This is a genomic window from Frederiksenia canicola, from assembly GCF_011455495.1.
Classification (GTDB): domain Bacteria; phylum Pseudomonadota; class Gammaproteobacteria; order Enterobacterales; family Pasteurellaceae; genus Frederiksenia; species Frederiksenia canicola.
The window spans coordinates 295,969-309,420 of the sequence record NZ_CP015029.1 but is presented as its reverse complement, the minus strand read 5'-3'; the positions used below and the strand labels follow the sequence as shown (position 1 = coordinate 309,420).

Annotated in this window: 15 protein-coding genes; 8 read left to right on the top strand and 7 right to left on the bottom strand. The window is 43.7% G+C overall.

The window, feature by feature from the left end:
• Positions 1-278 precede the first annotated feature (278 nt).
• The 5 genes from A4G17_RS01475 to glmS all read left to right on the top strand — a co-directional run bounded on the left by A4G17_RS01475 (position 279) and on the right by glmS (position 4,782).
• Entirely contained in the window at positions 279-644 is a 366-nt protein-coding gene (locus A4G17_RS01475) for a type II toxin-antitoxin system RelE/ParE family toxin (protein WP_123956906.1), read from the top strand.
• Entirely contained in the window at positions 641-910 is a 270-nt protein-coding gene (locus tag A4G17_RS01470) for a helix-turn-helix domain-containing protein (RefSeq protein ID WP_123956905.1), read from the top strand. The genes A4G17_RS01475 and A4G17_RS01470 overlap by 4 nt, the downstream gene beginning before the upstream one ends.
• 601 nt (positions 911-1,511) lie before the next feature.
• The gene (locus A4G17_RS01465; RefSeq protein ID WP_165894240.1) at positions 1,512-1,688 is read left to right on the top strand and encodes a hypothetical protein; all 177 of its coding nucleotides are present in this window, start codon (positions 1,512-1,514) and stop codon (positions 1,686-1,688) included.
• Positions 1,689-2,123: 435 nt separating this feature from the next.
• Positions 2,124-2,888 carry a DeoR/GlpR family DNA-binding transcription regulator gene (locus A4G17_RS01460; RefSeq protein WP_123956904.1) on the top strand — a complete coding sequence of 255 codons (765 nt, stop codon included), beginning with the start codon at positions 2,124-2,126 and terminating at the stop codon, positions 2,886-2,888.
• Positions 2,889-2,949: 61 nt separating this feature from the next.
• A complete protein-coding gene (gene glmS, locus A4G17_RS01455; RefSeq protein WP_123956903.1) occupies positions 2,950-4,782 on the top strand; it encodes a glutamine--fructose-6-phosphate transaminase (isomerizing) in 1,833 nt (610 codons plus the stop codon).
• Positions 4,783-4,856: 74 nt separating this feature from the next.
• Here the strand turns inward: glmS and A4G17_RS01450 are convergent, their stop codons facing one another.
• The 7 genes from A4G17_RS01450 to A4G17_RS01420 all read right to left on the bottom strand — a co-directional run bounded on the left by A4G17_RS01450 (position 4,857) and on the right by A4G17_RS01420 (position 10,765).
• Positions 4,857-6,716 (bottom strand): SLC13 family permease, encoded by a 1,860-nt coding sequence (locus A4G17_RS01450; RefSeq protein WP_123956902.1) that lies wholly within the window; start codon positions 6,714-6,716, stop codon positions 4,857-4,859.
• A 99-nt stretch (positions 6,717-6,815) separates the two neighbouring features.
• Positions 6,816-7,733, bottom strand: a complete 918-nt coding sequence (gene ccmI / locus A4G17_RS01445; protein ID WP_123956901.1) for a c-type cytochrome biogenesis protein CcmI — start codon at positions 7,731-7,733, stop codon at positions 6,816-6,818.
• Positions 7,730-8,188, bottom strand: a complete 459-nt coding sequence (locus A4G17_RS01440) for a cytochrome c-type biogenesis protein (RefSeq protein WP_123956900.1) — start codon at positions 8,186-8,188, stop codon at positions 7,730-7,732. Before A4G17_RS01440 ends, ccmI begins: the two co-directional genes overlap by 4 nt.
• Positions 8,188-8,727 carry a DsbE family thiol:disulfide interchange protein gene (locus A4G17_RS01435; RefSeq protein WP_123956899.1) on the bottom strand — a complete coding sequence of 180 codons (540 nt, stop codon included), beginning with the start codon at positions 8,725-8,727 and terminating at the stop codon, positions 8,188-8,190. The genes A4G17_RS01440 and A4G17_RS01435 overlap by 1 nt, the downstream gene beginning before the upstream one ends.
• A 12-nt stretch (positions 8,728-8,739) precedes the next feature.
• The gene (locus tag A4G17_RS01430; RefSeq protein WP_123956898.1) at positions 8,740-9,300 is read right to left on the bottom strand and encodes a DUF1287 domain-containing protein; all 561 of its coding nucleotides are present in this window, start codon (positions 9,298-9,300) and stop codon (positions 8,740-8,742) included.
• A 75-nt stretch (positions 9,301-9,375) separates the two neighbouring features.
• Positions 9,376-10,263, bottom strand: coding sequence for an archaetidylserine decarboxylase (gene asd, locus A4G17_RS01425; RefSeq protein WP_123956897.1), 888 nt, complete (start codon positions 10,261-10,263; stop codon positions 9,376-9,378).
• Between the two features lie 157 nt (positions 10,264-10,420).
• The gene (locus tag A4G17_RS01420) at positions 10,421-10,765 is read right to left on the bottom strand and encodes a ComEA family DNA-binding protein (protein WP_123956896.1); all 345 of its coding nucleotides are present in this window, start codon (positions 10,763-10,765) and stop codon (positions 10,421-10,423) included.
• 232 nt (positions 10,766-10,997) lie between these two features.
• Between A4G17_RS01420 and A4G17_RS01415 the strand changes: the two genes are divergently transcribed.
• From A4G17_RS01415 to A4G17_RS01405, 3 genes are all read left to right on the top strand, one after another.
• Positions 10,998-12,287, top strand: coding sequence for a LysM-like peptidoglycan-binding domain-containing protein (locus A4G17_RS01415; RefSeq protein ID WP_123956895.1), 1,290 nt, complete (start codon positions 10,998-11,000; stop codon positions 12,285-12,287).
• Between the two features lie 16 nt (positions 12,288-12,303).
• Positions 12,304-12,984, top strand: a complete 681-nt coding sequence (locus A4G17_RS01410; protein ID WP_123956894.1) for a hypothetical protein — start codon at positions 12,304-12,306, stop codon at positions 12,982-12,984.
• Positions 12,985-13,050: 66 nt separating this feature from the next.
• Positions 13,051-13,452 carry an MliC family protein gene (locus A4G17_RS01405; RefSeq protein ID WP_123956893.1) on the top strand — a complete coding sequence of 134 codons (402 nt, stop codon included), beginning with the start codon at positions 13,051-13,053 and terminating at the stop codon, positions 13,450-13,452.

Sequence of the window (13,452 nt, the reverse complement as noted above, 5' to 3'; positions counted from 1 at the left end):
AAATTATTAAAAAAAGAGTAAATTGTAATAATATCAATAGATTAAGTGGGGAAAGTTATCCCGCTAATGACTGATTTTATCCCGATTTTGACCTATTTTATCCCGATTTTCGCTCATTTTATCCCGCTATTTTTTCTCTATATAAAAAATTACGGCGTATTATGGTGTATTGTTTTGTTCAATAAATAGACAGTGAAAAATAAACTAAAACTATTCATCATTGACAAAAAAAATAAATACTATAACTTATATGTGATATTTAAAAAGAGAAATAGAAGATGACAGATGAACCTAAATGGGAGCTTGTTTTTTACAAAACAGAAAACGATAAAACCCCAGTGGTTGAATTTATTAAAGGATTACCGAATAAGTTACAGGCAAAAGCCTTAAAAGATTTAGAGTTGCTAGAAACTCACGGCAATGATTTAACTATGCCTTACTCAAGAGCAATGGGAAACGGCATCTTTGAGCTACGCATTTCACAATCTGGCAATAATGCCCGCATCTTTTATTTTTTTAGAGTGGGCAACCGCATTATTCTAACGAATGGCTTTATTAAAAAGACCCAACAAACACCGCCAAGAGAGCTTGAAAAAGCATTGAGATATAAACAAGACTACGAACAACGAGAGGCAAGCAAATGAACTTGAACGACCTTAAAAAAGAGCTATTAGCAGACCCAAACGTAAAGGCAGAATATGACCGTTTAGGCACTCAATATGAAATTATCAACGAGCTGATTAAGCTACGCAAAGAGCAAGGTATTACACAAAAAGAACTGGCAAGAAGAACAGGACTAAAGCAGTCAGCAGTAAGTCGCTTAGAGACTGGAAACTACAACCCCTCACTTGCTTTTTTAGAACGGATTGCTCAAGGTATGGGGAAAGAATTACATATCGAATTTAGATGAAGTAATAAAGGGCAACCCAAAGGAACAGGCTTGTAATATTCTTTCGGATAACGGATTAAGGCAGTTTTGCTATAAGTTGAAAAGGTACTCCTGACGGGGTAGGGCTTTCCACGGGGTTGCGGGAGCGTGGTTTTCGGCAGTTTTTTCAATACTTAGGGCATCATCATCTTCTAAGTATTAACCCATTGATATGAAAGGAATTAAGGCGTGAAAGATGATGGTTTGCGAGTCATCATCTAAGAAAAGCTAGTCGATGGCATATAGCCATTGTTGTTACTGGTGAAAGTCGTTCACCCCTGGCCTAGCATAGATAGCAGACTAATTCCCTTGTAAACCAAAATGGCGAGAAATGGCGAACAAGTAGATAATTTCCTACCAAGTACGCACACGCAAAGGCGGAGTTTTGACACCAGTACGCGCGCGCGTATGGGGGCAATGTGGCAGAATTTCAAGGGTAACTTTACGGTAATGTATTCGCCTTGAGAATAGACTAATTCTTGGAGTCCATAAAAAGGGAAACACATTGCCAAAATGCGAAACGTGCTATAAAACTGCGAAAGCAATAAACCCTTATCATATAAGGCTTGAAAAAGGATCACATATGGAAAAACTGCGAAACAAAACCCCCATTTGCGAAACAAGCAAACAGCACAGAAATAGCCGATTTAATGCCCTAAAGCACGGTGGCTATGCGACAACCCTTTACCAGCTGCCGCCAACAGAAAGAGCGGAATTACTCAATCAGAAGCAAGCACAGCGAAATTTACTCAAGCGGTAAAGTCTTTACTGATTCAGTAAACTTATACCTCCACCAATGGCGGACGAACGCTAAAGGGCATATTTACATAGGGTTGTTTTTTAAATGTGGCCATTGTGTGATTTTGACGATGAAATGTAGTGGTTTTGGTGGCTAAAAAATTACCAATTTATCAAGTGACTTTTGATTTTAGTAACACTGATAGTAACATCGTTAGATTCTGAATTGATTAAAATCCTTATATTACAAGGCTTGAAAGCACCTAATTCAGATGACCCCAGCGTTAAACAATACAGACTAAAATAGACCGATAAAGCCTTGAATATCAACGATTCAAGGCTTTTTTGTTGGTGAATATTTGAGAGTCCAAGGTAGTTTTTATTTTCTTTTTCTTTTCATCTGTAAAAATTCCGATATAATTTGCGAATATTTCGTTTCGAAACTTTGTATTGGATTATGCCAAAACGTAATACCCAACAGCGTCGCCAAATTATTGCCGCGATGGTGCAGGAACAAGGCGAAGTCAGTGTTGAAAGCCTTTCCAGCCTATTTGAAACCTCCGAAGTAACCATTCGTAAAGATCTCACCGCTTTAGAAGAGAGCGGTTTTTTATTGCGTCGCTATGGCGGTGCAGTACGGCTACCAGTCGATTTGATTGATGATTCTTCCGAATATCTTTCGAAACAAAAGTTGGCTATTGCAAATGAAGCGGTGCAACATATTCGAGAGCATAACCGCATTATCATTGATAGCGGTAGCACAACGGGAGCATTAGTCAAAGCTTTGGACCAAACAGGCTTGGTGATTATGACTAACTCGTTGGCGTTGGCGAATGAGCTGACGGTTTTAGAGTGCGAGCCAACGGTGTTGATGACCGGCGGTACTTGGGATGCCCGTTCAGAATCCTTCCAAGGCAAAGTAGCGGAACAAGTGTTGCGTTCTTATGATTTCGATCAGCTATTTATTGGGGCGGACGGGTTAGATCTCTCCCGAGGCACAACAACATTCAATGAGCTTGTCGGGCTAAGTCAAGTGATGGCGGAGGTTGCTCGGGAAGTGATTGTGCTGATTGAGTCACAAAAAATCGGTCGCAAAATGCCGAATATCGAACTGGAATGGCAACAAATTGATAAGCTCATCACCGATGACGAGCTGCCTGCCGCGATCAAATTGCAGATTGAGCAGCAGGGCATCGAGGTGATTATTGCAAAACACCATTAATATCTGACCGCTTGCAAGCGGTCAGATTGTCTTTATCGTTTACAAATTAAGGAAGCAAATTATGTGTGGAATTGTGGGTGCTGTGGCACAACGTGATATCGCAGAAATTTTAGTCGATGGTTTACACCGCTTGGAATATCGTGGTTACGATTCAGCGGGTGTGGCAGTGTTAAATGGCGATCACCAGCTGCAAATTGTGCGTCGGGTCGGCAAGGTCAAAACCTTGGATGATGCCCTTGAAGCTAACTATTTAGCGGGTGGCACAGGTATTGCTCATACACGCTGGGCAACCCACGGCGAGCCGTCTGAAACCAACGCTCATCCGCACCGTTCGGGCAAAATTGCGGTGGTGCATAACGGTATTATCGAAAACTACGAAGCATTGCGTGCTGAATTGCAGGATCGTGGTTATGTGTTCCAGTCGCAGACAGATACCGAAGTTATCGCCCATTTAGTTGAATGGGAATTGCGTTCGGCAAGCAGTTTACTGGAGGCGGTGCAAAAAGCGGTGGTTCAACTGCGTGGGGCTTATGGCACCGTAGTGATGAACCAAGACGAACCTGAGCATTTAATCGTGGCTCGCTCTGGCAGTCCATTGGTAATCGGCTTGGGAATGGGCGAAAATTTCTTGGCATCTGATCCATTGGCATTGTTGAATGTAACCCGTCGTTTCATCTACTTGGAAGAAGGCGATGTGGCGGAAATCACTCGCAGAACAGTCGATATTTATGATCACTTGGGGACGAAAGTTGAACGTGAAATCCACGAAGGCAATTTCGAGCAAGATGCTGCGGACAAAGGCCCATACCGACACTATATGCAAAAAGAAATTTTCGAACAGCCTGTCGCCATTCGCAATACCTTGGAAGGTCGCATTGCCAACGACAAAGTGGTGATTGAGGCGATTGGTGAAAATGCGGCGGAGATTTTGAAAAAAGCAGAACATATCCAAATCGTGGCGTGTGGCACTTCCTACAATGCTGGCATGGTCGCTCGTTACTGGTTTGAGTCAATTGCAGGCATTAGTTGCGATGTGGAAATCGCCTCCGAATTTCGCTACCGCAAATTTGTGACTCGCCCAAATAGCTTGCTGATAACCCTTTCGCAATCAGGCGAAACGGCGGATACATTGGCAGCATTGCGTTTAGCCAAAGAGTCGGGATTCATGGCTGCGATGACGATTTGTAACGTAGCAAGTTCATCGCTAGTGCGTGAATCGGATTTCGCTTTTATGACCAAAGCGGGCGTTGAAATTGGTGTGGCATCCACCAAAGCCTTCACCACGCAGCTTACCTGTTTATTGCTATTAACTGCTGCTATTGGTCGTTTGAAAGGTAAGCTCAATGAAAGCGAAGAACAGCACATTGTACAAGCGTTGCAACGCTTGCCAGCCCAAATTGAAAGTGCGTTAGTGTTTGATAAAGCGATTGAAAAATTATCGGAAGATTTCGCTGAAAAACATCATACTTTATTTTTAGGGCGTGGTGAGTTTTACCCAATCGCAATGGAGTCAGCATTGAAATTAAAGGAAATTTCCTATATTCATGCTGAGGCCTATGCCGCAGGCGAGTTGAAACATGGTCCGTTAGCCTTGATCGACAGCGATATGCCTGTGATTGTGGTTGCTCCTGAAAATGACTTGTTGGAAAAAGTGAAGTCTAACATTGAGGAGGTCCGTGCCCGTGGCGGTCAGCTCTATGTGTTCGCCGATCACGAAGCGGGTTTTAGCGACATGGAGAGCTTTAAAACTATCGTGTTACCGAAGGTCGATGCGGTCACCGCTCCGATTTTCTACACAGTGCCACTACAACTGCTTTCTTACCACATCGCTTTAATTAAAGGTACCGACGTGGATCAGCCAAGAAACTTAGCAAAAGCGGTGACGGTGGAATAGCCAAGCGATTTGCAAAATTTTGTGCGGAAGTGACCGCTTGTAGGCAATGCAAGCGGTCACTTTTTTGTTGAAATTTACAAAGGAAATAAAATTGGCACGAGGAAGACGGAAAGTAGCATCACTAAAATCGTAAATGGTACACCGACTTTGACGAAGTCCATAAATTTGTAGCCACCCGGAGCAAGCACCATGGTGTTTACTGGTGACGAAACTGGGGTCATAAAGGCAGCAGAGGCAGAAATGGCGACGATCATCACAAATGGAGCAGGCGAATAGCCAATCTGTTGAGCGATAGCAATGGCGATTGGCATCACTAAAATTGCGGTTGCGGTGTTGGAAATAAAGGCACTGATAACGGCGGTGAACACAAATAATGCGACCAACACAAAATGAATGTCCATTCCTTGCATGGTGGTTGAAAGCCAGCCAACCACTAAGTCGATCCCGCCCGTTTTTTGTAGAGCAATGGAAAACGGCATCATGCCAACAATCAAAATCAAACTTGGAAAGTGAATGGAATCATACGCACTTTTCATATCAATGCAGCGGAATTTACCGAGCATCAAGCAGGCGATCAACGCTGCAATTACGTTTGGCACAATGCCTGTAATCATTAACACGACCATGGTGAGCACGGAAAACAGTGCGTGCGGCGCTTGGCTCAATGCTGGGGCGGCATTTTTACTTTCTTCAGGGGCGTTCAACAAGAAGAAATCACGGCTGCTGTTAATGGAAAGAATTTGGTTCCATACGCCCATGACCAATAATACATCCCCCACTTGTAACGGTGTATAAATAATATTATCCCGCAGCACTTCGCCTTCACGTTTAAATCCAACTACGCTTAGACCGAATTGGGAACGAAATTTCAATTCACTCACACTTTTGCCGAGCAGTTCACTTTCAGGCAGAATAGAGATTTCTGCCATACCAATTGATTTAGCATGTGCTGAAAAATACTCGCCTTTTAATTCAATTGGCTTTAAGCCAAACTGCTCACACAAGGCGAGAAAAGTGTCGCTTTCTACGCCAACATCTAATAATAAAACGTCTTTTTCGTGCAAGGTAGCATTACCGTAAGCACTTAGAGAGACACGGCGGAAACGTTTCATCCGTTGGATCGCCACGATATTTAAGCCATATTCAGAACGTAGATTGAGTTCGTTGATCGTTTTGCCAACGAAGGTCGAGTCGGCAGTAATCAAGACCATTTTCGCTCGGCCTTGCAGTTGGTATTCATCAATAAATTGGGCGATAGATGAGCCTGCTTTGCGTTCAGTTGATAGGGCTTCACCGTTATCTAGCCAATGTCTGGCGATTAACATATAGCCAATGCCGAGCACTAATACCGCTACGCCAATTGGGGTGAAACTGAAGAAATTAAAGCCCTCGAAACCCGCTTTGACTAATTCCGAATGAGCAACTAAGTTTGGCGGCGTGGCGATCAAGGTCATCATCCCGCTAATTAGCCCTGCAATACTTAGCGGCATCATCAATCGTTTAGGTGAAATCCCCATACCCGAGCAGATGGCCAACACAACAGGAATAAAAATGGCGACGATCCCCGTTGAGCTCATAAAAGATCCAAGTCCTGCAATTGACAGCATCAGCAGTACTAGTACGCGAACCTCACTTGCACCTGCGACTCGCATTAGCCATTCGCTGACTTGATACGCAATGCCAGTACGCACCAAACTTTCGCCCACTACAAACAGTAATGCGATTAACACGACGTTTGGATCGCTCAATCCAGCAAACACTTCTTTGGTGGTTAAAATGCCACTTAAACTGAAAAAGGCAATGACGAGCAAGGCGACAATATCCATTCGTAATTTGTTCGCCATAAATTGCCAAATCGCAAAAACGAGTAACGCCAGCACCCAAAAGAGCTGATGCTGCATAAAGTCGGGAAGGAGTTGAGATAAGAATTGCATAATAGGTTCCGATAGTTTCTTTCAACAAGCGGTCAGTTCCGCTCAATTTTTTACCAATAAGAGAAAGGCTCGCTCCGCTATAGTGAACAAGCCTTCAAATTATTTTTGCGTCTCTGGCTCAGGGGGAGCCTGCTTTTCTTCAGGAGTAAGCATCGACATTGCCGCTTGCATACTGCGTTCAATGGTGGCACGGCTTGGGTCATTATCAGGCATCAGTTTGAGCACCATTCCCCACGTCATTGCGGCCATTTTGTAATCTTCTTTCTCAAACAGGTGGAAAGCTAATAAACGTAACGCACTGAGATTGGTGTGATCCACTTTAATGATCTCTTTCACCAGATCTTCACCTTTGGCTTTGTCTTTAGGATCTTGCGACATCATCAATAATTCAGCCAGTTTTTGTTTATACAACAAGTTCTCAGGCTGTAAATTGTTGGCTTTCGCATAGCTATCTAACGCCATATCCCAATTTTCAGTAGCCATCCCAATTTGCCCTAAGAGAAACCAAGACTCAGCGTCTTGTGGCTTATCTTGCAGCTCCACCCGCAGAGCCATGGCGAATTGGTTCATTTCGGTTTCACTTAACGGCTCAGCCTCTTCGTTTTTTAAACGCTCGTAGAAGTAGTCGAGTTTTTTATGGCTCATTTCAAGCATTGTGCCAGTAAACCACGAACCAACGTGCCAATAAATACCTGCACTAACACCACCAACGAACAACATCAGTGCGACAAACCACACTTTGCCGAAGGATTTTTGTGCAGTAAGTGGTTGCTCAGACGCGTTTTCAGGAATATCGTCCAACAAACTTTGCTGCAACTCACGCTTCGTCTGTTCAGGATCATCAATCACGCCTTCATTAGCTTCACGTTCTACTTCTTGCAAACGATCAAAATAGAAGGCTTTATTGAGATTGTCTCGCTTTTGTGCGGTTCGGTTGGTCGTTTTTCTAAGTAGCGGAGAGAACGCAATCACGCAAATTACGAGGGTCATCAGCCCGATAGTTAGCCAGAAATTCATTCGGAATCCTTGTCATTGAGAATGTGATCGAGACGTTGCTGGTCAAGTGGCTTTGCAAATTTTTGCTCGGAACTGACCGCTTGTGGCACAGCTTTTTTTCGTCGAATAAGCCAAAATCCGCCTACAATTAACAGCAATGGCATCAGCCACAGTAACACTGTTGCAGGTGTAAGTGGTGGATCGTAAGTCACAAAGTTGCCATAACGTTCCACCATATAATGCACTACTTCATCTTTGCTTTTGCCCTGTTTGAGCAGCTCCAACGTTTTGTAACGCATATCGGTGGCGATCGTCGCATTCGAATCAGCAATATTATTGTTTTGACACTGTGGGCAACGCAGCTCTTGAATTAGCGAACGATAATCTGCTTCCTGCTGTGCATTGTCGAATTGGTGAGTTTCAATCGCAGCCCAACCAAATGCAGGCAGCAACAAAAGAACAAGCCATTTTTTCATTATTTCAACTTCTCATAAATTGGTTTTAGCACGTTGTTCCACACATTCGCATTCACATCGCCTGCGTGACGGTAATGAATCACACCATTGCCATCAATAATAAAGGTTTCAGGAGCGCCATACACACCCAGATCTAACCCAAGCGATCCTTTCGGATCAAAAATCACCGCTTTATAAGGATCGCGATTGTCGGCTAAGAATTTCAAGGCTTTTGTACGATCATCTTTATAATCGATCCCCACAATTTCCACGCCTTGTTTGGCAAGCTCGGTCAAGTATTGATGTTCGGCATAGCAAGTCGGGCACCAAGTTGCCCACACATTGAGCAAACGTGGCGTACCGGTTTTCAACACGGAAACATCGATCGGCTTGTTTGGATCATATAAGGATTCCAGTTGGAATGCGGGAACAGGTTTACCAATTAATGCCGACTCTAAGGCTTTCGGATCGTGTCCGTCAGCGTTCCAGCGTAGCTGCACCACAAACGCAGCCACCAAGCCAAAAAAGAGAATTAAAGGGAGTAACAGTTTGGTTTTCATATCATTAGAGAGTTATTGAGAGTAACGAAAATGCCCAGTAATTTTATACTGATGCAAAATATTTTCTTCTTGCGTGCCACGACCAATATTATGAATAATCAGCGGCGTGTTATCTGCCGTTTTTTTATCAGACACAATACCAATATGGGTTAAGCCTTTTCCTAAATCCCAAGTTACAATATCACCAGCGAGATAGTCACCATCTTTGATCTCAAAACCTTGACGTTTGAGATAAGTGGCGATATTGGGCACACGGCGATGATCGATATTACGATCGGTTCGCTTCAATCCCCACTTTTTAGGGTATAGGCCGAAATTTTTCTGCATATCTTCATGTATAAGCTGCTGCAGATCGATTTTTTGTTCTCGCAACGCACGTACCACTACATCGGTACACACACCTTTGATCATCGGAACATCCCCCATTGGGTAGGCGATTTTACTATAAGCGGCATCGTAGTACTGCGTTACGCCAATTTGCTGCCGAGCAGAATCCACCAACTTCGCGGGAGAAAAAGCCAAACTCGTTGCAGAGAACAGCCAGACGCTAGAAATAAATAAAAACTTGGTCATACAAGCGGTCACTTTCGCAGAAAATTTTGCAAATTATAAAGAAAAAACGAGCCGTTCAAAACGACTCGTGTACTGTTATTTGATCTTCGCCAAAGGTTCGCCCATTCGGGTTGGTTCGCCTGCGGTGAGATGCGATTCAAGGGCGACTTTGCCTTGTGGGAACAGGTTGATCACGGTTGAACCTAAGCGGAAGGCTCCCATTTCCTCGCCTTTTTTGAGATGGACGGCACTTTCGCCTTCAGTGAGATATTCATACACCAACACGTCTTTACTGCGTGGTGGGTTGATCACCCCAGCCCAAACGGTACTCATACTTGCAGTAATCGTGGCACCAACCAAAATTTGTACCATCGGTCCAAATGCAGTATCAAATTCACAAATCACTCGTTCGTTGCGAGCGAATAAATTTGGAACGTGTTCCGCTAAAAATGGATTCACCGAAAACAATTCACCAGGGACGTAGATCATCTTGCGTAAAGTCCCATCGCACGGCATATGCACGCGGTGATAATCACGCGGTGAAAGGTAAGTGGTGATAAAATCCCCATTTCTGAATTTCTCGGCTAATGCCATATCGTTGGCGAGCAAGGTTTCAAGGGTAAAAAGGTGTCCTTTGGCTTGCAAAAGCCGGTTTTGCTCGATTTTGCCTGACTCGCTGACACGACCGTCCGCAGGCAAACATAGCGTTTGCGGATCTTGGTTGATTGGGCGGGCGTTGGCTTTTAACGGGCGGATAAAAAACTCGTTGAAAGACGCGTAGTCAGACGGTTGCGTTTTTTCAGCTTCGTCTAAATTTACTTGGTATTTTTTCGCAAATAATTTGATGATGAAATGGGTCACCGCACCCCATTTTTGTTCGGCTAACCAACCGGCTGCACGGGTTAAAGGCAGCTGTGGCATAAGATATTGGATGGCAATTTTAGTACGTTGCCAGTAGGTTGGTGATGAATACGGTTTAAGCATTGTGATACCTTTGTTTATCCCGATTTTTCGGATAGCTAAAAAGCAAGCAGTATAACAAAAGCGAGAAAGTTTACAATGCAAAGAACAAGCGGCCGATTTGCAAAAAAATCGCAGGATCTGACCGCTTGTTGTTTCGGAGGATAATCACATTATAAATTTATTCTAAAACGATGCGATCGCGGTTTTTCTCAAGCGTTGCTTTACCGATACCTGAGACCTCGGTCAATTGCTCAATATTGAGAAATTTGCCGTTTTTCTCACGATATTCAAGGATTGCTTGAGCTTTCTTTGCCCCAATTCCGACCAGTTTATCTTGGATCTCTGCCGCAGAAGCCGTGTTGATATTCACTAAATTCGGATTGAGTGCTACCTTTTTGGCTTCTGTCTGTTGTTGCATTGGAGGCGGTTCAGCGGTTGGAACTTGGGCTTTTTCTTTGGCAAAAGATTGGGTGGTAAATACACCGAGCAGCAGTGTTAAAGCCAGTTGTGTGATTTTCTTCATTGTGTTCTCCTTAAATGTTGTGAATCACATGCCTTACCTTAACGGTCTAGTAAATTGCTGCAACTGTGGCACATCATTTTTGCGACACAGATCGAGAAATTTGCAAAAACGCATTGCATTTTTTCAAGTCTGAAAATCTGTATAAATTATGTAGAAATGGCGTGCTGAATATCTTGAAATCCTTTAGAATAACGGCAATTTTTTATTTATTTCTCCCCTTTTGGAATACCCAATGAGCCAATTAAATCAACGTAAAGAACCCACTTTTGGTGAACCTTCTGAACCTAAATTAGACAAAGTAGAAAATGCTGAGAAATCTGCAGAAAATACGGAAAAACCGAAGGTTATTCTCTCTCTGCACAGCAAAGCAACCGTAGGACATACTTTCACACCGATGATGAAACGCTCATCGGACAATGTGGATCTGCCTACATTAGAAGAGCAAAACGCATTAAAGGAAAAAGAAAAGGTGTCAGAACCAGCCAAAAAAGCAAATGGTGGATTTGCTTTCTCTCCAGTTGCTGAAACGAATAATGATGTTCAGCCACAACCAGAAGCGACCCCAACGACTCAACAAGATACAGCATCAGAAAAAACAGCGGCAAACCCGATTGAACGAGTGATTCCAGCCGCCGCACCTGCGGCGGCAAAAGCAGTGGTAGAGAAGGTGCCATCAAAATATCGCCGTTTATTGATCGTTCTATTACTGTTGTTAGCCCTGCTATTAGTCTTTTTCTTGTTGAAACCGAAAACACCTGAAAGTGTAGAAACGCTGCAGCAGCAAGGTTCTAGTTTGCCAATTGAATTCCGCCCGGTAGATGAAGAGGAAGCAAAACGTGCTGAAGCTCAGGCAAAAGCAGCTCAAGAAGCCGCACTAGCTCAAAAGCAAGCAGAAGAGCAGAGTCAGCAAGCTCAACAAGCGGTCGGATCACAGGCACAAATTGCAAATCCGCAACCTGAGGCTCAACCAGCAGAGAATACGGCTCAGCAACCCGCAGTTCAGCAACAAACACAAAGCACTGCGACACAGCCTCAAGATCCACAAGTTGTTGGGATAGCGACAAAACCAACGGCTCAAGAACCGGTGAAAAAACCAACAAATACTGGCAGCGTGATTTATCAGCCAGAGCAAAAGCAACCGGCAAAAACAACGGCCGCTCAGCCGAAGACTACGCCATCTACCTCGAGGGTAGAGGCAAAGCCACAGCCAAAAGTCGATCCGACAAAAGGGGCGCCAGTTGTCAAAGCAGAACCCGTTAAAGTGAAAACACCAGCTACTTCCGTATCTAGCAAAACGATGACTGTGCCAAAAGGCGTGTCGTTAATGCAAGTTTTCCGTGATAACAATCTCAATATTGCGGATGTGAATGCAATGAGCAAAGCCAATGGTATTGTTAGCCAGCTCAAAGCGGGTGAAAAAGTGACTGTGCGTTTAGATAAAGACAACCGAGTCACAGAAATGAGCATTGGCTCAGGTGGAAAATTTATTCGTCAGGCAAACGGCAGTTATATTTATAAATAGTGTTTTGCGGTAATTTATGATGAGAAATGTGATAGGTCAACTTGTTATGGCATTTGGGCTAGTGGCACTCTCGCCATTGGCGGCAGCGAGTTGTTATTGTCCACAGGGGCATTACTCTGGCGGTAATTGTGTTGCTCCCTTGCCGCATGGCAACGGTTTTAGAATGTTACCTGTTGCTCAGCCTATTTGTTCTAATGGAAGTAGTCCAAAATCTGACCCAATGCCAAGAGGCATAACAAATCAAGATATTCACAATTTATATGTTGATCGAGATATTGATCTGTCGTTTGACCAACAAAATGGTCATTATGCGGTCGTTGTCAGCACTACAATGAATGGACCGAGTAACTGGCTAGGTGAGTTTGTTTCGGAGCGTTTCTATCCCGTTTATGCTTGTGTGAGTAAAGAAATGAATTTGCCCATTAAGGAGATCATCCACCATAAAAATTACCGTATCCGCTATGCGCTTGACTCTGGTTGCAAAGAGTTTTCTGGATCAATTTTAACGGAGAGAATTGCATTATGGCGAGGGCAGTTGGCTGATGGTTCTTGGAATTTTTACTGGACGGAATATCAACCCAATACGCCAGCGAAAGAGCTTAAACGTCTGAAACAAGAAAATGAACAACGATGCAAACAGCAAAGCCAAACTTGTCAGTTTTTAGGCGATTTTGGTGAACAATTAGGCACATTTTAAATTGTGTCGCTCAATCAAATGAATTAGAGCAGCGTCAAGCTGCTCTTTTTCTCTAAAGGGGAGAATATGAAGTTGATAGCAAAATGCTTCACATTAGCTTTTGGGGTGTGGTTATGCGGTTGTAGTGCAACCACAATTGCACCAGCAGAGCAAATCCAACAAAGAACAGAACAGAAAGCACAATCAACGGTAAAAGGCCGAGATGTGGTGAAAAAACAGTTCGTTACGGAATATGTGTGTGACAAGCAGTATTTTGTACGTGTTCAAAAATCATCGGCTAAGAAAAACAGCACAGTGACGGTCACGTTTAATCAAGTCTCACATAAACTTTCGCCAACAGTTGCGAAAAATGGCAAGAAGTACAGCAATATTCGTTGGACTTGGTTGGAAGGCTTTGACGGCAAGGCAACTTTAAGTGATAACCGCCACAGGGTGTTGGCGAGCAACTGTGTGAAAAAAGCAGGATAG